Origin of the sequence: Vibrio sp. ZF 223, assembly GCF_003050585.1 — a bacterium.
In the GTDB taxonomy this organism is placed as follows: domain Bacteria; phylum Pseudomonadota; class Gammaproteobacteria; order Enterobacterales; family Vibrionaceae; genus Vibrio; species Vibrio crassostreae.
On record NZ_PIGB01000008.1, the window covers coordinates 231,315 to 253,774 of the forward strand.

The 22,460-nt window shown below is 44.8% G+C and carries 20 protein-coding genes and 1 rRNA gene; 17 read left to right on the forward strand and 4 right to left on the reverse strand.

Annotation, left to right across the window (positions count from 1 at the left end; genetic code table 11):
• The first annotated feature begins 97 nt into the window (after positions 1–97).
• The 5 genes from rnr (at position 98) to rplI (ending at position 5,018) form a co-directional block, all read left to right on the forward strand.
• Positions 98–2,599, forward strand: a complete 2,502-nt coding sequence (gene rnr, locus CWO13_RS16490; RefSeq protein ID WP_050647227.1) for a ribonuclease R — start codon at positions 98–100, stop codon at positions 2,597–2,599.
• A 188-nt stretch (positions 2,600–2,787) separates the two neighbouring features.
• Positions 2,788–3,528, forward strand: a complete 741-nt coding sequence (gene rlmB / locus CWO13_RS16495; RefSeq protein ID WP_108083248.1) for a 23S rRNA (guanosine(2251)-2'-O)-methyltransferase RlmB — start codon at positions 2,788–2,790, stop codon at positions 3,526–3,528.
• Between the two features lie 269 nt (positions 3,529–3,797).
• Complete coding sequence (rpsF, locus tag CWO13_RS16500) at positions 3,798–4,187, forward strand: 30S ribosomal protein S6 (protein WP_004741278.1); 390 nt, start codon at positions 3,798–3,800, stop codon at positions 4,185–4,187.
• A 112-nt stretch (positions 4,188–4,299) separates the two neighbouring features.
• Positions 4,300–4,527: a 30S ribosomal protein S18 gene (rpsR, locus tag CWO13_RS16505; protein ID WP_000090472.1), complete on the forward strand. Its 228-nt coding sequence runs from the start codon at positions 4,300–4,302 to the stop codon at positions 4,525–4,527.
• 38 nt (positions 4,528–4,565) lie between these two features.
• Positions 4,566–5,018 carry a 50S ribosomal protein L9 gene (gene rplI / locus CWO13_RS16510; RefSeq protein ID WP_010434182.1) on the forward strand — a complete coding sequence of 151 codons (453 nt, stop codon included), beginning with the start codon at positions 4,566–4,568 and terminating at the stop codon, positions 5,016–5,018.
• A gap of 181 nt (positions 5,019–5,199) precedes the next feature.
• On the opposite strand, the gene CWO13_RS16515 is transcribed toward rplI, so the two are convergent.
• The gene (locus tag CWO13_RS16515; protein ID WP_102433514.1) at positions 5,200–6,084 is read right to left on the reverse strand and encodes a DUF481 domain-containing protein; all 885 of its coding nucleotides are present in this window, start codon (positions 6,082–6,084) and stop codon (positions 5,200–5,202) included.
• Positions 6,085–6,260: 176 nt separating this feature from the next.
• Here CWO13_RS16515 and CWO13_RS16520 point away from each other — a divergent pair, with 176 nt between their 5' ends.
• From CWO13_RS16520 to CWO13_RS16530, 3 genes are read left to right on the forward strand one after another with little or no spacing between them, the layout of a single operon-like run.
• On the forward strand, positions 6,261–7,652 hold the full coding sequence (locus CWO13_RS16520) for a replicative DNA helicase (RefSeq protein WP_016767560.1): 1,392 nt from the start codon (positions 6,261–6,263) through the stop codon (positions 7,650–7,652).
• Positions 7,653–7,658: 6 nt separating this feature from the next.
• Positions 7,659–8,744, forward strand: a complete 1,086-nt coding sequence (gene alr / locus CWO13_RS16525; RefSeq protein WP_102433515.1) for an alanine racemase — start codon at positions 7,659–7,661, stop codon at positions 8,742–8,744.
• Positions 8,745–8,767: 23 nt separating this feature from the next.
• Complete coding sequence (locus tag CWO13_RS16530) at positions 8,768–9,973, forward strand: BamA/TamA family outer membrane protein (protein ID WP_108083254.1); 1,206 nt, start codon at positions 8,768–8,770, stop codon at positions 9,971–9,973.
• 117 nt (positions 9,974–10,090) lie between these two features.
• On the opposite strand, the gene CWO13_RS16535 is transcribed toward CWO13_RS16530, so the two are convergent.
• Positions 10,091–10,510, reverse strand: a complete 420-nt coding sequence (locus CWO13_RS16535; RefSeq protein ID WP_048661605.1) for a secondary thiamine-phosphate synthase enzyme YjbQ — start codon at positions 10,508–10,510, stop codon at positions 10,091–10,093.
• 326 nt (positions 10,511–10,836) lie between these two features.
• On the opposite strand from CWO13_RS16535, the gene pgi reads away from it, so the two are divergent.
• Positions 10,837–12,489, forward strand: a complete 1,653-nt coding sequence (gene pgi, locus CWO13_RS16540; RefSeq protein ID WP_102433517.1) for a glucose-6-phosphate isomerase — start codon at positions 10,837–10,839, stop codon at positions 12,487–12,489.
• Positions 12,490–12,636: 147 nt separating this feature from the next.
• Here the strand turns inward: pgi and CWO13_RS16545 are convergent, their stop codons facing one another.
• Positions 12,637–13,098: a chemotaxis protein CheX gene (locus CWO13_RS16545; RefSeq protein ID WP_017059940.1), complete on the reverse strand. Its 462-nt coding sequence runs from the start codon at positions 13,096–13,098 to the stop codon at positions 12,637–12,639.
• Between the two features lie 17 nt (positions 13,099–13,115).
• The gene (zur, locus tag CWO13_RS16550) at positions 13,116–13,574 is read right to left on the reverse strand and encodes a zinc uptake transcriptional repressor Zur (protein WP_048661606.1); all 459 of its coding nucleotides are present in this window, start codon (positions 13,572–13,574) and stop codon (positions 13,116–13,118) included.
• A 313-nt stretch (positions 13,575–13,887) separates the two neighbouring features.
• Between zur and dusA the strand changes: the two genes are divergently transcribed.
• The 8 genes from dusA to CWO13_RS16595 all read left to right on the forward strand — a co-directional run.
• Complete coding sequence (dusA, locus tag CWO13_RS16555) at positions 13,888–14,868, forward strand: tRNA dihydrouridine(20/20a) synthase DusA (RefSeq protein ID WP_108083249.1); 981 nt, start codon at positions 13,888–13,890, stop codon at positions 14,866–14,868.
• Between the two features lie 207 nt (positions 14,869–15,075).
• Positions 15,076–15,297 (forward strand): envelope stress response protein PspG, encoded by a 222-nt coding sequence (gene pspG / locus CWO13_RS16560; protein ID WP_017059950.1) that lies wholly within the window; start codon positions 15,076–15,078, stop codon positions 15,295–15,297.
• A gap of 135 nt (positions 15,298–15,432) precedes the next feature.
• Positions 15,433–16,101, forward strand: coding sequence for a TIGR04219 family outer membrane beta-barrel protein (locus CWO13_RS16565; RefSeq protein ID WP_048669402.1), 669 nt, complete (start codon positions 15,433–15,435; stop codon positions 16,099–16,101).
• A 192-nt stretch (positions 16,102–16,293) separates the two neighbouring features.
• On the forward strand, positions 16,294–16,524 hold the full coding sequence (locus CWO13_RS16570; RefSeq protein WP_004735813.1) for a hypothetical protein: 231 nt from the start codon (positions 16,294–16,296) through the stop codon (positions 16,522–16,524).
• A gap of 123 nt (positions 16,525–16,647) precedes the next feature.
• Positions 16,648–18,513 (forward strand): assimilatory sulfite reductase (NADPH) flavoprotein subunit, encoded by a 1,866-nt coding sequence (locus tag CWO13_RS16575; RefSeq protein WP_108083250.1) that lies wholly within the window; start codon positions 16,648–16,650, stop codon positions 18,511–18,513.
• Complete coding sequence (cysI, locus tag CWO13_RS16580) at positions 18,513–20,240, forward strand: assimilatory sulfite reductase (NADPH) hemoprotein subunit (RefSeq protein WP_050621048.1); 1,728 nt, start codon at positions 18,513–18,515, stop codon at positions 20,238–20,240. Before CWO13_RS16575 ends, cysI begins: the two co-directional genes overlap by 1 nt.
• Positions 20,233–21,009, forward strand: a complete 777-nt coding sequence (locus CWO13_RS16585; RefSeq protein WP_108083251.1) for a phosphoadenylyl-sulfate reductase — start codon at positions 20,233–20,235, stop codon at positions 21,007–21,009. The genes cysI and CWO13_RS16585 overlap by 8 nt, the downstream gene beginning before the upstream one ends.
• Positions 21,010–21,672: 663 nt before the next feature.
• Positions 21,673–22,460 (forward strand): 16S ribosomal RNA (locus CWO13_RS16595); the annotation flags it as partial.

The window sequence follows — 22,460 nt, forward strand, 5'->3', positions numbered from 1 at the left end:
GAGGTTATTTGAGTGTTTTCTAAAGCATATCTGTAGCTTACCCCTAGCATCAGATATACTAGGGGTATATACCTTCCTTGCTTAAGCAGGCCCGCCTATGTCAAAAAACACACCAACGTCAGAAAACACGACAGCGACAACCACTGTTGATCCTTTTGCCGACCGAGAGTCGAAAAATTACGATAACCCAGTACCAAGCCGAGAGTTCATTATTTCGTTTCTAACAGACGCGAATATTCCGATGAATCGCAACGATCTATTCGAAGCTTTGGGTCTGGCTGGAGAGGAACAATATGAAGGGCTGCGTCGTCGTTTACGTGCAATGGAGCGTGATGGACAGCTTATCTTTACTCGTCGTCAGTGCTACGCATTGCCTGAGAAGATGGAACTGATCAAAGGCTATGTGATTGGTCATAAAGACGGTCATGGTTGGGTTCGCCCAGACGGCAGTGTGGGTAAGGACAATGATATCGTGCTGCCGCATCACCAGATGAAAACCATCATGCACGGTGATTACGTATTGGTTCAGCCGACTGATAACAGTAAGCGCGGTCGTCGTGAAGGTCGCTTGGTTCGTGTGCTTGAAGAGCGTAAAACGCCACTTGTTGGTCGCTTCTTCCTAGAGTACGGCCATTCTTACGTTGTTGCTGATGATTCGCGTATTAGTCACGACATCCAGATCCCTACTGAGCATAAAGGCGGTGCTCGAATGGGTAATGTGGTTGTGATTGAAATTACGGATCGCGGCGGTCGTTCTCGTAACATGATGGGTAAAGTAACCGAAGTTCTTGGTGAAAACATGGCACCGGGTATGGAAACGCAGATCGCGATTCGTACTCACCAGATCCCACAAGAGTGGCCTGAAGCGGTAGATAAGCAAATCGAAAACCTAGGTGAGCATGTTCCTGAAGAAGCAAAAGAAGGACGTGTAGACCTGCGTAAGCTGCCATTGGTTACCATTGATGGTGAAGATGCGCGTGACTTCGATGATGCGGTTTATTGTGAAGCGAAGAAAGGCGGCGGCTGGCGTCTATGGGTAGCGATTGCGGACGTAAGTTACTACGTTCGCCCAGATACGGCGCTAGACAAAGAAGCGATTAACCGTGGTAACTCGGTATACTTCCCGTCACAAGTGGTACCAATGCTGCCAGAAGTACTTTCTAACGGCTTATGTTCATTGAACCCTCAAGTAGACCGTTTATGTATGGTGTGTGAGATGACTATCTCAGACAAAGGTAAGCTGTCGGGTTACAAGCACTATGAAGCAGTCATGAACTCTCATGCTCGTCTTACTTACAATAAAGTAGGCGCGATCTTAGATGGCAATGAAGAACTTCGTGAGCGTTACGAGCCAGAAGTACCGCATCTAGAAGAACTGCACAAGATGTACAAAGTTCTGAAGAAAACGCGTGATGAGCGTGGTGCGATTGAGTTTGAAACGGTAGAAACCAAATTTATCTTCAATGCGGATCGTAAGATCGACCGTATTGAGCCAGTAATTCGTAACGACGCACACAAGATCATCGAAGAGTGTATGATTCTTGCGAATATCGCATCGGCATCTTACGTAGAAAAAGCGAAAGAGCCTGCTCTGTACCGTGTTCATGAAACTCCGGGCGAAGAGCGCTTAATGGGCTTCAAGAGCTTCTTAAGTGAATTAGGTTTAACACTGGAAGGTGGTCTGTCGCCATCACCAGTAGACTACGCGCAACTGATGCAACAGATTAACGAACGTGAAGACCGTGAATTAATCCAAACCATGCTACTTCGTTCAATGAAGCAAGCGGTCTACAACGCGGATAACGCGGGTCACTTTGGCTTAGCCCTTAAACGCTATGCTCACTTTACCTCGCCGATTCGTCGTTACCCTGACTTGCTATTGCACCGTGCGATTAAGTACCTTATTGCGAAAGAAGGCGGTCGTAACAGCGAACGTTGGACGCCAACCGGAGGTTACCACTACACTTTCGATGATATGGACTTCTACGGCGAGCAGTGTTCAATGACTGAGCGTCGTGCTGATGACGCAACACGTGAAGTGAACGACTGGTTGAAGTGTGAATACATGCAAGACCATGTCGGTGAAGTGATGGATGGTGTAATTGCCAACGTGACTGGCTTCGGCTTCTTTGTTCGTCTAACTGAACTGCACATCGATGGCTTGGTACATATCTCAGCGCTAGCGAATGATTACTACCAATTTGATGCTGTTGGTCAGCGTCTCGTGGGTGAAAGCTCTGGTAATATCTATCGCTTGGGTGATTCGGTTAAAGTGAAGGTTTCTGCGGTTAACTTAGAAACTCGCCAAATCGACTTTGACTTAGAAGACACTGATCGTCAGCCGCGTGGTAAAGGCAAAACAGCCAAGAAGCGTGCAGCCGAAGCGATGAAAAAGGCGAAAAGCAAGAAGCGCTCAGCAGTGAAGAGTAATAAGCCAGGTGTATCAGCGAAGCCTATGGTTGAGCCAACTAAGCGACCTGACGGAAGCAGCGAAGGCCCTGCTAAGAAGAAAAAGCCAGCGAATAAAACCGGTGCTGCTAAAGCTCGCGCTAAGAAAAAGCGTGCTGCAAGCCGTAAGCCAAAGGCTGATAAGTCTTAAGGCTGATAAATCTTAAGGTCAATAAGGCACTAGGCTAATCAGGTTTAGCGCCTAACTGATTTAATACGAAATGACTTTAATGCGAGAGTATCAGGCGCAAGACGCATACTCTCGAAATAAACAATACAGAGATGAATGCGTCGGGTTTGATGTCATTCTTCTCTGAGCAATAAGAGTAAGTTGAGACAATGAGTAACGAATTTATTTACGGTATTCACGCGGTGAAAGCCGTACTAGAAAAAGATCCTGCACGTTTTATCGAAGCGTATGTACTGAAAGGTCGCCAAGACGAGCGTCTTCTTCCATTACTGAACCAACTGCAACAGTTTGGTGTGTCGATTCAACAGATGGGTCGTAAGCCGCTGGATGAAAAAGCACAAGGTGCGAATCACCAAGGCCTTATTGCTAAGGTGAAGCCTGCTAAGCAGCTTAATGAAACTCACCTAGACGATATTCTAGCGCAGCATGAACAGCCTTTGCTGTTGGTTCTAGACGGCGTAACCGACCCTCATAACCTAGGCGCTTGTCTACGTAACGCGGATGCCGCAGGTGTCGCTGCGGTTATCGTACCGAAAGATCGCTCTTCACCGTTAACAGCAACGGTAAGCAAGGTAGCGTGTGGTGCGGCTGAAACAGTTCCTCTCGTGCGTGTAACCAACCTAGCTCGCACAATGCGAACACTGCAAGAGCAGGGCGTATGGTTTGTGGGTACGGCAGGTGAAGCAACGCATGATATCTACCAAGCGAAACTAACAGGCCCTCTTGCGGTAGTTATGGGTGCAGAAGGTGACGGTATGCGTCGTCTAACACGTGAAACTTGCGATGATCTGATTAAGATCCCAATGGCAGGTAGCGTGTCGAGCTTAAACGTTTCTGTAGCATCCGGTATCTGTTTATTTGAAGCAGTACGCCAGCGTTTAGCTCAGTAATAGATTGAAAATATTCAAATATTAAACGCTCATTACTTAGGTGGTGGGCGTTTGTTTTATCTGCTCAAATAGGGTGGAAATTGCGATTACTGGATGGCTAGATGGCGAAAGAAAAACTGTTTCATTATTCGCCAAATATCACTTGCCAATACAGGGTTCTTTCTATAATATTTGCCGTCCTTAAAACTCGGTCATTTATCTTTAGTTCCTTGCTTCCTCTGGACGACCGGGCCACTCGTGGAAGCTAATAATCCGTAAGGAGCAACCAAATGCGTCATTACGAAATCGTATTCATGGTTCACCCTGATCAAAGCGAGCAAGTTGCTGGCATGATCGAGCGTTACACTGGTTCTATCACTGAAGCTGGCGGTACTATCCACCGTCTAGAAGACTGGGGTCGTCGTCAAATGGCTTACCCAATCAACAAGCTTCACAAAGCTCACTACGTTCTTATGAACGTTGAAGCTGGTCAAGAAGTGATTGACGAGCTAGAAACTGCTTTCCGTTTCAACGATGCAGTTCTACGTAACATGATCATGCGCACTAAAGGCGCTGTGACTGAGCAATCTATTATGCTTAAGCAAAAAGAAGAGCGTGCAGAGCGTGCTCCTCGTCGCGAAGAGCGTACAGAAGCTAAACCAGAAGCAGCTGCTGAGTAATTCTTTTTTGGCTTAACGCCTTAAAAAATTCTCAACTTGTTTTAGGTCGTTGATAGTTATTTCGATAATTGTGAAAGACCGCTTTACTAAATTTAAGATCAGGAGATAGCCCATGGCTCGTTTCTTCCGTCGTCGTAAATTCTGCCGTTTCACTGCAGAAGGCGTACAAGAGATTGACTACAAAGACGTAGCAACTCTTAAAAACTACATCACTGAAGCTGGTAAAATCGTACCTAGCCGTATCACTGGTACAAGCGCTAAGTACCAGCGTCAACTAGCTCGCGCTATCAAGCGTTCTCGTTACCTAGCTCTACTACCGTACACTGACAAGCATCAGTAATCGGTAATAGTTAATAATAGTTTAAGAGGACTAAGATAATGCAAGTTATTCTACTTGATAAGATCGGTAACCTAGGTGGCCTTGGCGACCAAGTAAACGTTAAATCTGGTTACGCTCGTAACTTCCTTATCCCACAGGGTAAAGCAGTTATGGCAACTAAAGACAACGTTGCTATGTTCGAAACTCGTCGTGCTGAACTAGAAGCTAAAGTTGCTGAGCAACTAGCTGCTGCTGAAGCTCGTGCAGAGAGCGTTAACACTCTAGAAGGCGTTACAATCGCTTCTAAAGCTGGTGACGAAGGTAAACTATTCGGTTCTATCGGTACTCGTGACATCGCTGACGCTATTACAGCGGCAGGTGTTGCAGTAGCTAAGAGCGAAGTACGCCTACCTGAAGGCGCTCTACGTAACATCGGCGAATTCGAAGTAAGCATCCAACTTCACTCTGAAGTTTTTGCTACTGCGAAAATCGCTATCGTTGCAGCTGAGTAATTTCAGTACCAAGACGAATTCTTTCTTTTGAAAGTTTTAAACACCAGCTTCGGCTGGTGTTTTTTTATGTCTGGAATATAGGAAAGTACAAGGAAGGGTTGTGGTAAGTAAAAAGCTTACAGTGGTCCATAAGCTGTTATTGCTGAACTGGTCGTTCTCAAGGTTAGAAGTGATCTTAAGATTAGAATTGGAATAGCAGGTTTATAGATAGAACAGAGTCTTCTTTGCTTAACCCTTCAGGCACTTTATCGTGGTACTGGCGAGAGTGAGCGATCTTCAGCGCGATATTGTCAGTAATATCGTTGATAGCTTCTAACTCAGTATCAAATTTTAGGTTACTGTGACCAGAGACAAGCGTCACGTCGGCCTTGAGCTGTAAATTCTTCAATACCTGCCAAGACGTATTCACGTTGCCACGAAAAATCGCTTCTTCAACAATCTCTGGGAAGATGATGTCATCATCGTCTAGCTCATCGAGATTCGGCTCTTGGTAACGAAAACCCGGACCGACTTCGACTTCCAATACAAACTCTTCTGTATTTGAAAACTGGTAACCCAGACCGCTCGAAACAGTGTAGTCCTTAAAGTAGGCGCTGTATCGTGAATCGACACCTTTGAAACTGCCGTAAAGGTAGGTTTTAGGGCTTAACTTGTAGTCACTTTGAGCCGAGTAAGTCGATTGCCTTTTATCTTCTTCGCCATCTTTGTAGAGGTTGTAGTATTTCCATTCACCACTGGTTCTATGACGGCCAGCCGTGTACTCACCGTTAAGGCGTGCGTTAAGCGATCGTGAATCAGAATTACCAGTATGCGACTGATATCCAAATTCGACTTCCGTTTTTAGCGGGCTCGGCAGCTCTGTATCACTTGTATCACTCGGTGCGATATCCATATCTTTTTCTTCAGGTGCTGGTGCAACGACGATCGGCTCAGCAGTAGGTTCTGGAACTACTATAGAGTCGAGAATTGCATCAACAGAGGCTTTAGCATCATCAGCTAAGGCCAACGGAGCGCTCAGGAGACCAGTGCTTAGAAGACCAGTGCTCAGAGCCAATAATTTGGACACGCATACCTCTAGTTATACAGTGAGTGAATGGCAGGATCGTAATGCTACCCTTGGTTAATTCCGTCAGCAATAGGTAAATTCTTCCTGAAGAATAAAACAAACTCATAGGATCGGATTACAAACGGATGTTCTTGGGTATAATGAACGATCATTATTAGTTATTGAGTGTAGTCATAGTGGATACCAAAAGTCAGAAATCAGCCAACGATCAGGTGGACGCCATCAAGGTCCCGCCACATTCATTAGAAGCTGAGCAATCTGTTATTGGCGGTTTGTTATTGGATAACGAACGCTGGGATACGGTTGCCGAAAAGGTTGTGGCCAAAGACTTTTATAGCCGTCCTCACCGTCTGATCTTTGAAGCGGTAAAGGATATCCTTGAAGAGAGCTCTCCTCTGGATCTTATTACACTCTCTGAACATTTAGAGCTGCGTGAGCAACTTGAAGAAGTGGGTGGCTTTGCTTACCTAGCTGACTTAGCGAAAAACACCCCAAGTGCGGCAAACATCAATGCGTATGCGGATATCGTGGCGCAACGTGCACTCGTTCGTAGCCTGATCGGGGTGGCGAATGAGATTGCGGATTCTGGTTATGACCCACAAGGTCGTACATCGGAAGAGCTGGTTGATCTTGCTGAAAGTAAAGTCTTCGCGATAGCCGAAGGCCGTGCAAGTGAAAACGAAGGTCCGCAAAACGTTGATAGTATTCTAGAAAAGACGCTAGAGCGTATCGAGATCCTATACAAAACGCCACAAGATGGTGTGACAGGTGTCGATACCGGTTTCAACGACCTCAATAAAAAGACTGCTGGCCTACAAGGTTCTGACTTAATTATTGTTGCTGCTCGTCCATCGATGGGTAAAACCACGTTTGCGATGAACTTGTGTGAAAACGCAGCGATGAAGCAAGACAAACCTGTTTTAATCTTCTCGCTAGAGATGCCAGCCGAACAGCTGATGATGCGTATGCTTGCGTCACTTTCTCGCGTAGACCAAACCAAGATTCGTACTGGTCAGTTAGACGATGAAGATTGGGCTCGTATCTCGTCGAGCATGGGTATTCTTATGGATAAGAAGAATATGTATATCGATGACAGCTCGGGTCTAACGCCAACAGAAGTACGTTCTCGTGCTCGACGTATTGCTCGTGAACACGATGGTATCTCTATGATCATGATAGATTACCTTCAATTAATGCGTGTACCTTCGTTATCTGATAACCGTACTCTTGAAATCGCCGAGATTTCTCGCTCATTGAAAGCGCTGGCAAAAGAGCTCAACGTTCCGGTTGTAGCACTTTCTCAGCTTAACCGTTCCCTAGAGCAACGTGCTGATAAGCGCCCAGTAAACTCGGACTTGCGTGAATCAGGTTCGATTGAGCAAGATGCCGATTTGATCATGTTCATCTATCGTGATGAGGTTTATAACCCAGACAGCTCACTGAAAGGTATTGCTGAGATCATCCTTGGTAAGCAGCGTAACGGTCCTATCGGTTCGGTTCGTTTGACATTCCAAGGTCAACACTCCCGATTTGATAACTATGCAGGTCCTGCATTTGATGATGAGTAATCGCTAATGACTTACATGAAAGCGGCGACGGCGAGCATTGATTTAAACGCGCTCGAACATAACCTGAACCAGATAAAGTCGAAGGCTCCTCAGTGCAAGGTAATGTCTGTTGTAAAAGCCAATGGTTACGGACATGGCTTACTGCATATCGCCAAGCATTCAAAAAGCTCTGATGCTTTTGGTGTGGCGCGTATTGAAGAAGCGTTACAACTGCGTGCTGGTGGCATTGTTAAACCTATTTTGTTGCTGGAAGGGTTTTACTCTTCGGGCGATTTACCCATCTTGGTGACCAATAACATTCAAACGGTAGTGCATTGTGAAGAGCAATTAAGCGCGCTAGAGGATGCGGATTTGGAAACCCCCGTTGTGGTATGGCTAAAAGTCGATAGTGGTATGCATCGATTAGGTGTTCGCCCTGAGCAATACCAAAATTTTGTTGAGCGTTTGCATCAATGTGCAAACGTAGCTAAACCTCTGCGTTACATGAGCCATTTCGGTTGTGCTGATGAACTAGATAGAACCACCACCGTTGAACAGACTGAGCTTTTCTTGTCTCTTACCGAAGGTTGTGAAGGCGAGCGTTCACTTGCTGCTTCTGCGGGTTTACTCGCTTGGCCTGACAGCCACCTTGATTGGGTTCGCCCAGGAATCATCTCTTACGGTGTATCTCCGTTTGTGGATAAATCAGCGCAAGAGCTTGGCTTTTTGCCAGTGATGACTTTGACCTCACACCTGATAGCGGTTCGCGATGTGAAAGCCGGTGAAAGTGTTGGTTATGGCGGAAACTGGACCAGTGAACGTGATACCAAGGTTGGAGTTATCGCGATTGGTTACGGTGATGGCTATCCTCGTACAGCACCTAACGGCACACCAGTGTTCGTTAACGGTCGAAAAGTACCGATCGCAGGACGAGTATCCATGGACATGCTAACGGTTGACCTAGGCCCTGATGCGGCTGATAAAGTCGGTGATGAGGCGACGCTATGGGGTAAAGACTTACCTTCAGAAGAAGTGGCGGAACATATTGGCACTATCGCTTACGAGTTGGTCACTAAACTGACTTCGCGTGTTGCGATGGAGTATGTGAAGTAATCATGGTTCTTATAAAGTAAATGATGTTCAAGCGAACGACTCGACACTTAGTGATGTCAGTGATGGCGCTACTTGGTGTCAGCTTTTCTTCCTCTGCTTTGAGTGAAGAAAAAGATTCAGCCTTTGTCCCTTTCTACTTCAGCACCGAAACAATGGGTAACACCTTTGGGGTTGCGGGTGTCGCAAAGGGTGTTTGGCAACCTCAAGCCGCTCTGTTTGGTATGGCACTTTATTCAGATAAAGATAGCTACGTCGGTTTCTTATCAGCCTTTAATTTTGCATTGTCTGAGAACGTACTGTTCAGCACTCATGTGTATCAAGCTCGCTTCAACGACAACCCGTATTACATTGGCTCTCAAGGCGATAATGATTCATCGATTGATGACAAAACCATTGCCGATGGCTTAGAAGAAAACTATCAGTTTGAGTTTAAGTACCTGCTGCCTTGGGGCAATGTTGCAGAATATGGCTTGTTAGGGGCATTTCAACCGATCAAAGACGTGAGCCTTGCTTCGCCCGTTGAGTCGGGTGTCAGCTCGATTGTCTTTACACCTTTTTATACTTCCCGAGAGTTAGAAGGCTTAAACAATTCTGAAGAGGCGACGGGCTTTAGTTTGGCGTTTGATTGGGATAACCGTGATAGCACACGTAACCCAACCAAGGGCTCTCATACTAACTTAGAATTCACCACCGGAGCAGAAAGCTGGTCTAATGATGACTTGTGGCTCAAGTGGACCTTCCAAAATAGTCAGTACTTTGCTTTAGGTCCTTTAGGGGACTTATTCGATCAACAAGTTTTAGCATTCGATTTCTATACGGCTGACACGCCTACATGGGATAACTGCTCTGGGCAAGATTGTGCTCGTCCACCGGAGACCGAGCAAGCTCGATTAGGTGGCTTGTATCGATTACGAGGTTATACCGGAGGCCGTTATCACGGTCGCTCTGCAGTGCATTACTCTGCAGAGTATCGAGTGCTTCCTGACTGGCAACCTTTGGGCGATATCCCACTGATTAACTACTACGACTTGCCTTGGTGGCAATGGGTAGCGTTTGCTGAAGTAGGGCGTGTTGCCGATGAGTACGACATTAAAACACTGCATACAGACATGAAGTGGAGCTTAGGTGGCGCAGTTCGTTTCCAAGTGGAAGGCATTGTTGTTCGTGCTGAATTAGCGCGAGGTGGTGATGAAGGGACCTTTAGGGTCATGATAAATCAGCCCTTCTAAAGCTTTCGGCCTACAGTAGGCCAAATACTATTTTTATAAGAGTGGTTGTGGAAACGCACCACTCTTTTTTATTAACAAGATATTGTTTTTATTAAGGAGATCTTGTTTTCAAGCAGTCTACTCACCTTGCATCGTAGCAATCACAGTTCGGCTTCCACCACAATCCCGGTGCTCTCCTAAGTAAATGCCCTGCCATGTTCCTAAAGCTAAACGACCATTGCTAATTGGTATTGTCACACTGGTGCCAAGTGTCGATGCTTTAATGTGGGCAGGCATGTCATCATCACCTTCATAGGTGTGTCTGTAGTAGGGCGCTCGCTCTGGGATAAACTTATTGAAGTGCGACTCCATATCGGTACGGACGGTAGGATCTGCGTTTTCATTTAATGTGATGCTGGCAGAGGTATGTTGGATAAAAAGATGTAATAAACCAACAGATAGAGAATTGATATCGTGTATCTGTTGTTCAATTTCATCAGTAATGAGATGAAATCCACGCTTTCGTGCATTTAGGTGTATAGTCTTCTGAATCCACATACGCCATCCTTTATAATGTATTTGGAAAAAAAGTAGTTTAACGCTATCTTTTGAACTTGAATTTATCAGGTCTCGCTCACATTTAATTATGTTAGAGCTAGAGTCTGTACCGATTCTTCTGTCAGGAAATCTAATCCTGATTTATCTCAAGGTACAGCTCTTCATATGCGGCATAATACGTCGTGAAAAAAAATTACAAAGAATCTTTCAGTGGTGGCGCGGTTTGGTCATCACAGAAAAATATAAACTTTCGCCTAATCGGGGGTTCTATTCATCACCTAGGTGACGTTTAGAATAAAACCTACAGTAACATCGGGATAGATACCATGTTGAAAAATATCAACCCAACGCATACACAAGCGTGGAAAGCTCTAACGGCACATTTTGAGTCTGCTCAAGATATGGATATGAAAGAGCTATTTGCTCAAGATGCAAAGCGTTTCGAGAGCTTTTCTACTCGCTTCGGTTCAGACATCTTAGTGGATTACTCTAAAAACCTAATCGACGCTGAGACTATGCAGCACCTATTTGCTCTTGCAAACGAGACTGAAGTTAAGTCTGCAATTGAAGCGATGTTTGGCGGTGATGCAATCAACAAGACTGAAGGTCGTTCAGTACTTCACACTGCTCTACGTAACCGTAGCGACAACCCAGTAATGGTTGATGGCAAAGACGTAATGCCTGCTGTTAACGCTGTACTAGCAAAAATGGAACTGTTCACGCACCGCATCGTTTCTGGTGAGTGGAAAGGTTACACAGGTAAAGAGATCACTGATGTAGTCAACATCGGTATCGGCGGTTCGGACCTTGGTCCATACATGGTGACTGAAGCTCTAACGCCATATAAAACTCGTCTAAACATGCACTTCGTTTCTAACGTAGATGGCACTCACATCGTTGAGACACTTAAGCCTCTGAACCCAGAAACAACGCTATTCTTAGTGGCATCTAAAACATTCACTACTCAAGAAACAATGACTAACGCGCACTCTGCACGTGATTGGTTCTTGGCTGAAGCGGGTGACAACGCACACGTAGCTAAACACTTCGCAGCACTATCAACTAATGCAACTGCAGTTGCTGAGTTTGGTATCGATACTGACAACATGTTCGAATTCTGGGATTGGGTTGGTGGCCGTTACTCACTATGGTCTGCGATCGGTCTTTCTATTTCTCTTTCTGTTGGCTTCGATAACTTCGTTGAGCTACTAGAAGGTGCTCACGAGATGGATAACCACTTTGCCTCAACTGAGTTTGAAAGCAACATTCCAGTCATCCTTGCGCTTATCGGTATTTGGTACAACAACTTCCACGGCGCTGAGTCAGAAGCAATTCTACCTTACGATCAATACATGCACCGTTTTGCTGCTTACTTTCAGCAAGGTAACATGGAATCAAACGGTAAGTTTGTAGACCGTGAAGGTAACCCGGTAGAGTACCAAACTGGTCCTATCATCTGGGGTGAACCTGGTACAAACGGCCAGCACGCTTTCTACCAACTGATTCACCAAGGCACTAAGCTGATCCCATCAGACTTCATCGCGCCTGCTATCAGCCACAACCCAGCATCTGATCACCACCAGAAGCTAATGTCTAACTTCTTTGCTCAAACTGAAGCTCTAGCTTTCGGTAAGACAAAAGAGACTGTAGAAGCTGAATTCCTAGCTGCGGGCAAAACAGCTGAAGAAGTTGCTGAGCTAGTACCTTTCAAAGTGTTTGAAGGTAACCGCCCAACGAACTCAATTCTTGTTAAGCAAATCAACCCTCGCTCTTTAGGTAACCTAATCGCGATGTACGAGCACAAGATCTTTGTTCAAGGTGTTATCTGGAACATCTTCAGCTTCGACCAATGGGGTGTAGAACTTGGTAAGCAACTAGCAAACCAAATTCTTCCAGAGCTTGCTGATGATACTCAAGTAACATCTCACGACAGCTCAACGAACGGTCTAATCAACGCATTTAAAGCGCTTAAAGCTTAATTGAGTCGATAGCATCCAAAAAACGCCAACCTTCGGGTTGGCGTTTTTGTATCTGTAGAGCAAGCAATGGTTAAATCGCAGGTAATAAAAAAGGCTGGCATTATGCCAACCTTCTTTGTACTCAGTACTGCTAGAAATAAACAGCTGTTATTCGAAACAGATCTCGATGAAAGCATTACCCCATTGAGATGAAAAAGGCATGATGATGATTGCCCCATCACACTTGTGACGAATCGTATGACCTTTACCGGAAACCACGATTGGCGTTGCCATATCGAAGTCAAAACCGCTTTCCGCAAGAATACGTTTTGCACCGCCAGTCACCATGTTAGTGATTTCACCCACCATATCGGTCACTTCTTCGTTGAGGCCGTTTGGTCGTTCACCGAGCATGTTTTCCATGATTTCGAGAGCGAGACCTTCATCAAAGGTGATCGACATAGAGCCACGAGATTGTGTACCCACCATACCAATTAGGCCGGATACATCGCCACGAGCGATTTCATCTTTCTTAACTCTCGGTTTTTGTGGCTTCAATTCTAGAGAAGCCATCGTTTTTAGTACGTTCATCAAAGAAGCTAAAAACGGGTTTACAAATTCAGCGCGCATAATGTTCTTCTATAATCTTATTCTTTCATCTCGGAGGAGCAAGATTGGCAAATGCCATGCGATTCAATGACATGATTAGTCAATTGAAAGCTATGCTTCTCAGCGTTACTGGCGAGTAGGGTGACAAGCGCATCGTCTTGCAGTTCTATCACAGTGCCACATTTATCGCAGATCAGTAGTTGGGAGAAATGTTTGTTGGCATTGCAAGAACAGCAGCATATGAAGCTATTGGTTGACTCAACTCGGTGAATGAAACCTTGTTCTAACAAGAAATCTAAAGCGCGATAAACCGTAGGAGGCTTGGCTTGTGGTTCACTGACTTTCAACTGCTCTAACAATTCATAAGCACTGGAGGCTTTTTTATTAGAGAGAATGAGCTCAAACACTCGCTTTCTCTGAGGCGTCAATCTAACGCCTCGCGATGCGCATATCCCTTCAACTTGCTCTATTAATGTGTGGTCCAAATTTTTCACCATTCAATCGGCCATCCCTAATTAAACCCTATTTCTAGGTTACTACGTTTTGGGGGCCAATGATTTCTATTAAAGTCAGGTACAGAGCGTATTGTGACCCACGACTTTGAATAAGACAAGGTAACTCAAAATGACAGTGTGACTCAAGGCATAACTGATTAATGAGGCTGAATTAGAGATCTGGTGAATAGGTTTATAAAAAAGTGTGAGGCAAAGTTCATATAGCACAAACAGGGCATAGCATTTACAATAGCCGACCTTGCTTTTGCTGGGTATTCCAGCATATTTTTTTGACTCGCTACTAGGGTACTTTGCCATGACACATTCATGTAGGTTGTCTGTCGCTCCAATGCTCGATTGGACTGACCGCCACTGTCGTTACTTTCACCGTTTGCTTTCTCAGCAGACTCTTCTGTACACGGAAATGGTAACAACGGGCGCGATCTTACATGGTAAGGGCGACTTTCTAGAATATAACGAGCAAGAGCATCCTCTTGCTCTTCAACTCGGCGGTTCTAATCCGGTTGATCTGGCTGCTTGTGCAAAACTGGCTGGTGAGCGCGGTTATGATGAAGTGAACCTTAACGTAGGTTGCCCTTCAGACCGAGTTCAAAACGGTCGCTTTGGTGCGTGTTTAATGGCTGAGCCAGAGCTGGTGGCAGATTGTGTGTCAGCAATGAAAGAAGTGACTGATATTCCAATTACCGTGAAAACGCGTATCGGTATCGATGACCAAGACTCTTATGAGTTTCTAACTAAGTTTATTTCGACGGTTTCTGAAAAAGGCGGTTGTGAGCAATTTACTATCCATGCGCGTAAAGCATGGCTGAGTGGCCTTAGCCCGAAAGAAAACCGTGAAATCCCACCTCTAGATTACGATCGTGCATACCAAATCAAGAAAGATTTCTCTGATCTTGTGATTGCTGTGAATGGTGGCATTACTACTCTTGAGCAAACTAAAGAGCACTTGCAGCACCTTGATGGCGTGATGATCGGTCGTGAGGCTTACCATAGCCCATTTATCTTGGCTGAAGTTGATCAACAGATTTTTGGTTTAGACACGCCAATCAAGAAGCGCTCACAAGTGGTTGAAGAAATGTACCCGTACATCGAACGTGAACTTTCAAATGGCGCAAGCTTAGGACATATCTCTCGTCATATGCTTGGTTTGTTCCAAAGCATGCCTGGTGCAAGACAATGGCGTCGCTACATCAGTGAAAACGCACATAAGAAAGGTGCAGGTATCGAAGTGATGCAAACAGCATTGGCTAAGATCCCTAAAGAGCTAAATGTCTAACCTCCCTCTAAGTTAAAAACCTTAAGGTTAAATTCGCCATTAGAGGCTAAATTTACCACTACAAGTTTCCGAAAAGCCACGCATGAAGATGTGTGGCTTTTTATTTGTCTGATAAATAAGGATTTTCTTGGGTTGGCATACTTGGTATGGAAGCTGCAATGTTAGAAAGTAGGAAAGATAGGTCATTAACTCATTAGGGAGACCATTATGTTTGAATTAATCTTTGTTCTTATTTTCGTTGCAACTCTGCTTGTCACAGGTATCACGTTTATGACGGTATTGGCCGCAACCGGAGTAGCGTTATTAGTCATGTTGGTCTTAGGTATGATGGGCGTTGTGTTTAAGTTACTGCCTTGGTTGATCGTGATTGCAATCGGTGTGTGGTTTTTCAAAAACTTTGTACACAGTTCTAACCAGAGACGTTACTAAGGTCATAGTGCCGTCAAATCTTTACTCGTCAGCGGTTTATCGTTTTAGAATTTAAGATGTGTGGTAGAATTTTCCCCAATAATCTATGAATGTGCATACAATTAGCACTACGATATGGAATTGGAGCTATCTCAAATGAATAAAATGCCATTAATTGCTTTAGTGGGAATGCTATCTTTAAGTTCAGCAGTGTCTGCTGCTGAAGAGTTTTCTTACACGGCTAAAGTCGGTGCTGATATGTGGTGGGGAAGTACAAAGTTAAACGAAGTTAGACAAGATGACGATTCTAACTCACCTTCGTTGTATTTCGCATTTGAGCATAATGCCCCAATGCTCCCAAATGCTAGCTTCCGTTATACCTCTGTTGATGCGGACTCGTTGGCTTTTGATAAGTACGATTACACGTTTTACTACACACTGTTAGAGCACAAGTTGATGAACTTCGATGCTGGTGTGACGTTTACTCAATACTCGAACTCTAACTACATTGAACCGAAAGCCAATGGTGCGCAAACCAGTTTCGATGAATTCACGTGGAGCTTCTACGGTAACGCAGAGATCAATGTGCCGGACACCAACTTCGATATCATTGGTACGATGGAGTTCGGTGATAGCAGTGGTATTAAGAGCACTGACTTGATGGCGGGTGTTCAGTACCGAATCCCTGTATCAGAATCTGAAATTGCCCTGCGTGGTGGTTACCGTGTTATCGACCTAGATTCGGATGAGTTCTTTAGCTCGGAACTAGGTAAGAGCTTTGTCATGGTCGATGGTTGGTTTGCTGGTGCTGAAGTGCGCTTCTAGGCCATATAAAGCAAATTTAGAACGAATTTTAAGAACGCCACTTTATTAAGTGGCGTTTTTTTATATCTATTGATTATATCTTTCTGGAATTAGTTAGCACATTCATCACTTTCGACCATCCTTAATACAAAGAGCTAATTAGCGTCTATTCTTAGAAGGTCTATGTTGTGAGGTCAAAGCAAGGGATGGAATATGACACTCAATGAATTACGAAATTTATATAGAGAAAACTTGTTAGTTGAAGCCATCATAGAGCCCTCAATTCAAGAAGGGTCTTGGGTTGTGGAGTTTCGCCATATGGGAGGTGGCTTTGTTCTGCTTACTGATGTTCATGGTGAAGAATGTCATTACGCGGATTTAGACCTAGCATCTAAGTCAGCAATGGCGGTTGGCTTTCAGCAAGTACGCATTGAAAACCAGTAAGGCAATTTACGTTTCAATCGGTTTTTACTTCCAAAAAGTTATAAAACATACTTTTCTATTCTTTCTTGTTATTAAAAGGAGTGGTTAATCTATCGTCACGCAATGATTAGGGATGTCGTGACCATGTCTTTAAATAAGAAAGAGTCTTCACAAAATAATAATGCACAGTCTGGGGCTAATGAGTTACCTGGGCTAGCAGCACCACTTAATGACCAACAATTGGGTCATCTTCAGCAAACTGTTTCTGAACTGTCTTCACAGCAACTGGCGTGGGTCAGTGGTTATCTTTGGGGAGTGAGCCAAGCTCAGCCTGTCGGTGCTGCTGCGCCAATCGCTCAAGCGGCCGCTGCAGTAGCGGCTAAGCCTGCGGGTAAGCTCAGCATTATCTTCGCTTCTCAAACGGGTAATGCAAAAGGCGTTGCTGAATCGCTAGAGGCAGAAGCCAAAGCCTTAGGAATCGCGGTCGAGCTTTTCGATGCGAGTGATTATAAAGGTAAGAACTTAGCCAAAGAGACACACGTCATTTTCGTCGCTTCAACCAATGGTGAGGGCGAAGCCCCTGATAACGCTATTGAATTGCATGAATTCCTTCAATCGAAGAAAGCGCCAAAATTATCGAATCTACAATACGGTGTGATTGGTTTAGGTGACTCCAGCTATGAGTTCTTCTGCCAAACGGCTAAAGATTTCGATAACTTCCTCGCTAAGCTTGGTGCTAAATCGTTTGTCGATCGCCTTGATTGTGATGTTGATTACGAAGAGTCAGCAACGGAATGGCGCGCTAAAGCATTAGAGCAAGTAAAAGAGACGCTATCGACAGGCACTGAAGCCGATGTGGTTCAATTACCTGTAGGTCAAGCGGCTGCTGGTCATTCGCAATACACCAAACAAAACCCATACACAGCGACACTATTAACCAGCCAAAAGATCACGGGTCGTGACTCGGGTAAAGATGTTCGTCATATCGAGATCGATCTTGATGAGTCAGGTATTACCTACCAACCCGGCGATGCGCTAGGCGTATGGTATGAAAACAGTTCAGAACTCGCGAATCAGATCCTTTCTAAGGTTGGGTTATCAGGCATCGAAAGTGTCGATGTCGATGGTGACAATCTATCTATCCATAGTGCGCTAGTGAGTAAATTTGAGATTACCACTTCAAACCCTCAGCTTGTGACCAAGTTTGCTGAGTTATCTGGCAGCAAGAAGTTAATCAAGTTGGTGGAAGATAAAGACAAGCTTCGTGAATACGCGGGCAATACTCAGATCGTTGACGTACTAGCAGAGAAGAAAACCAAGCTATCGGCTGATGAGTTAATTGGCCTGTTACGTAAGCTGACTCCGCGCCTCTATTCTATTGCATCAAGCCAAGCGGAAGTGGATGAAGAAGTTCACTTAACGGTTGGTCTGGTTGAATACCAAAAAGGTGAAGAGTCTCGTTTAGGTGGAGCATCAAGCTTCTTGGCTCAGCGCCTTGAAGAAGGTGGCGAAGTGAAGGTGTTTGTAGAGAACAACAATAACTTCAAGCTACCACAAGACGACAATACACCAATCATCATGGTCGGCCCGGGTACAGGTATCGCTCCTTTCCGCAGTTTCGTTCAAGAGCGTGAAAACAATGATGCTGAAGGCAAAAGCTGGTTGTTCTTCGGTGACCGTACCTTTACTCAAGATTTCTTATACCAAGTTGAATGGCAGAAGTACCTTAAGTCTGGCGCGCTAACTAAGCTAGATGTTGCCTTTAGCCGTGACCAAAAAGAAAAGGTTTATGTTCAGGATCGTTTAATCGAACAAGCAGAGCAGGTTTGGCAATGGCTCCAAGAGGGCGCGTACCTTTATGTTTGTGGCGATGCGACTCGAATGGCGAAAGATGTCCATGAAGCGTTAGTTACTATTGCGGAAAAACATGGCAATCAGAGCCGCGAACAAGCTGAACAATATATTAATGATTTACGTAAAGCGAAACGTTACCAAAGGGATGTCTACTAATGAGCAAGCAAGTAATAGAGCAAGAAGTGCTAGGTCAAGTACTTGGACCTTTGGCTGACAATGAACGTCTTAAGCGTGAAAGTAATAACCTACGCGGTACGATTGAACAAGATCTCCAAGATCGAATAACTGGTGGCTTTACTGCTGATAACTTTCAGTTGATTCGTTTCCACGGTATGTATCAACAAGACGACCGTGATATTCGCAACGAACGTACTAAGCAAAAGCTCGAACCGTTACATAACGTAATGCTTCGTGCTCGTATGCCTGGTGGCATCATTACCCCTAAGCAGTGGTTGGCGATTGATAAGTTCGCAGACGAAAGTACCTCTTACGGTTCAATTCGTCTAACAACTCGTCAAACGTTTCAGTTCCACGGTGTCTTGAAGCCGAACATTAAGTTGATGCACCAAACGCTAAATAACATTGGCATTGATTCAATTGCGACAGCGGGTGATGTAAACCGAAATGTTCTGTGTACGACAAACCCGGTTGAGTCTGAGCTTCACCAAGAAGCTTATGAGTGGGCGAAAAAGATCAGTGAACATCTATTACCGAAGACTCGTGCTTATGCAGAAATCTGGTTAGATGGTGAAAAACTAGAAACAACGGATGAAGAACCTATCCTTGGTAGCAACTACCTACCGCGTAAGTTCAAGACGACGGTTGTCATTCCTCCGCAAAATGATGTGGACGTCCATGCTAACGATCTTAACTTTGTTGCTATTGCTGAAGACGGAAAGTTGGTGGGCTTTAACGTGTTAGTCGGTGGTGGTCTTGCTATGACACATGGTGATACCTCTACTTATGCACGTAAAGCTGACGACTTTGGTTTTGTGCCATTAGATAAAACGTTAGATGTAGCAGCGGCGGTGGTAACGACTCAGCGTGACTGGGGTAACCGTTCAAACCGTAAGAATGCAAAAACCAAATACACGCTAGACCGTGTTGGTATTGATGTATTCAAAGCAGAAGTAGAAAAGCGTGCAGGCGTAGAATTTTCTGAAAGCCGACCTTATGAGTTTACTGGCCGTGGTGATCGCATTGGTTGGGCGGAAGGCATTGATGGTAAGCACCACTTGGCGTTATTCATCGAGAATGGTCGTTTACTTGATTTTCCGGGTAAAGCTCTGAAAACAGGTGTTGCTGAAATAGCGAAGATCCACAAAGGTGACTTCCGCATGACTGCAAACCAAAACCTAATTGTTGCGGGTGTGTCGACGAGTCAAAAGGCCAAGATTGAAAAACTGGCGCGTCAATATGGCTTGATGGACGATGCTGTTTCAGAGCAACGTAAAAACTCAATGGCGTGTGTGGCTTTCCCAACATGTCCTTTAGCAATGGCAGAAGCTGAGCGTTTTCTTCCTGAGTTTGTAACGGATGTTGAAGACATTCTGAAAAAACATGGATTACCAGAAGAAGATAACATCATCCTTCGAATCACAGGTTGTCCAAACGGTTGTGGTCGTGCAATGTTGGCTGAACTTGGTTTAGTGGGTAAGGCTCCGGGGCGTTACAACATGCACCTAGGTGGCAACAAGGCCGGAACTCGTATCCCTAAGATGTATAAAGAGAACATCACATCAGCTCAGATCTTAGAAGAGATTGATGCGCTGGTGGGACGTTGGGCTACAGAACGCAACGACAATGAAGGGTTCGGTGATTTTACAATCCGAGCTGGCATCATCGAAGAGGTGATCATTTCCAAGAGGGATCTGCATGCATAATTCTGTCGCTTCAAAATTGAAGTTAGCAGAGCTACTCGCATTGACTAAGACGGAGCAAATACTTCGTCTTGGGCAAATTAATGCTGAGTTAGAACAGCTAACAGCATTAGAAAGAGTTAAATGGGCATTAGAAAACTTGGAAGGATCACATGTTGTGTCTTCAAGTTTCGGCATTCAAGCCGCGTTAATGCTGCACTTAGTGACTCAAGTAAAACCAGATATTCCGGTTATTCTGACGGACACAGGGTATCTATTTCCTGAAACATATCGCTTTATCGATGAGTTAAGTAAGAAGTTGACTCTAAACCTTCAAGTCTTTCGTGCCCAACAGAGCCCTAATTGGCAAGAAGCGCAATATGGAAAACTTTGGGAGCAAGGTATAGAAGGGATAGAGAAGTACAACAAGCTTAATAAAGTTGAACCGATGAGAAGAGCGCTAGATGAGCTCGAGACTGGGACATGGTTTTCCGGTTTAAGAAGAGAGCAATCTCAATCGCGTGCAAACTTGCCAATCTTATCTATTCAAAATGGTGTGTTTAAATTTTTGCCGGTAATCGATTGGACGAATAAAGATGTTCACTATTACCTAGAAGAGCATGGTCTCGGTTATCACCCGCTTCGAGAGCAGGGTTACCTTTCTGTTGGAGATACACATACAACTAAGAAGTGGGAACCGGGTATGACTGAAGAAGAAACTCGTTTTAATGGGCTGAAACGCGAATGTGGTCTCCATGAAGATGATGGAGAGCAATATGGTTCTGGGATTTAGACTCATTGCTATTTAAAAAGCTGCCATAAGGCAGCTTTTTTTAGTTTCTAGGGGATAAAATTAAAGCGATTGTGGATAAGTCTGTGGTTATTGTGTAGTTACTTTGTAGTTAAAGTTGCATAAATAAGGCTTTGAGTGTTTATTCGTCATGTAATCGTTATTTTTGCATTTTTCTTTAATAAACACTTGCCAATGTGATGAACATCTCTATAATGCCGCCTCACTGACACGGCAGACGCCACAAGGCTTCAGCGCAGAATGTTAGTTAGGCAACTAGCTTTAAGCGATTATTCGCTCCTACTTTTAGAAAGTAGAAATTAATTTTCAAAAGTGTTTGACACTGAGAATTAAATCGCTAGAATGGCCGCCTCTTCCGAAGTGATGTAAGTCACAACGAAGAGAAGCTCTTTAACAATTTAAACCTATCAATCTGTGTGGGCACTCGTTGATGAATATCAAAACGTTTTATCGTTAGATAAAACAGATTCTTCGGAATCAACTTTGGTTTCAATGAACTGAGTGACCAATACAAATAACTACTTTCTCTTGTAGAAAGAAGGTATTTGGCACAGTCAATTCATTATCTTTCTGTTGGAAAGATAATAGCTTTAGAATTACTTTTTGTAGTTTTGAAGTCAGTATTCATTGAGCCGACAAAATCTTAAATTGAAGAGTTTGATCATGGCTCAGATTGAACGCTGGCGGCAGGCCTAACACATGCAAGTCGAGCGGAAACGACAACATTGAATCTTCGGAGGATTTGTTGGGCGTCGAGCGGCGGACGGGTGAGTAATGCCTAGGAAATTGCCTTGATGTGGGGGATAACCATTGGAAACGATGGCTAATACCGCATAATGCCTACGGGCCAAAGAGGGGGACCTTCGGGCCTCTCGCGTCAAGATATGCCTAGGTGGGATTAGCTAGTTGGTGAGGTAATGGCTCACCAAGGCGACGATCCCTAGCTGGTCTGAGAGGATGATCAGCCACACTGGAACTGAGACACGGTCCAGACTCCTACGGGAGGCAGCAGTGGGGAATATTGCACAATGGGCGAAAGCCTGATGCAGCCATGCCGCGTGTATGAAGAAGGCCTTCGGGTTGTAAAGTACTTTCAGTTGTGAGGAAGGGGGTAACGTTAATAGCGCTATCGCTTGACGTTAGCAACAGAAGAAGCACCGGCTAACTCCGTGCCAGCAGCCGCGGTAATACGGAGGGTGCGAGCGTTAATCGGAATTACTGGGCGTAAAGCGCATGCAGGTGGTTCATTAAGTCAGATGTGAAAGCCCGGGGCTCAACCTCGGAACTGCATTTGAAACTGGTGAACTAGAGTACTGTAGAGGGGGGTAGAATTTCAGGTGTAGCGGTGAAATGCGTAGAGATCTGAAGGAATACCAGTGGCGAAGGCGGCCCCCTGGACAGATACTGACACTCAGATGCGAAAGCGTGGGGAG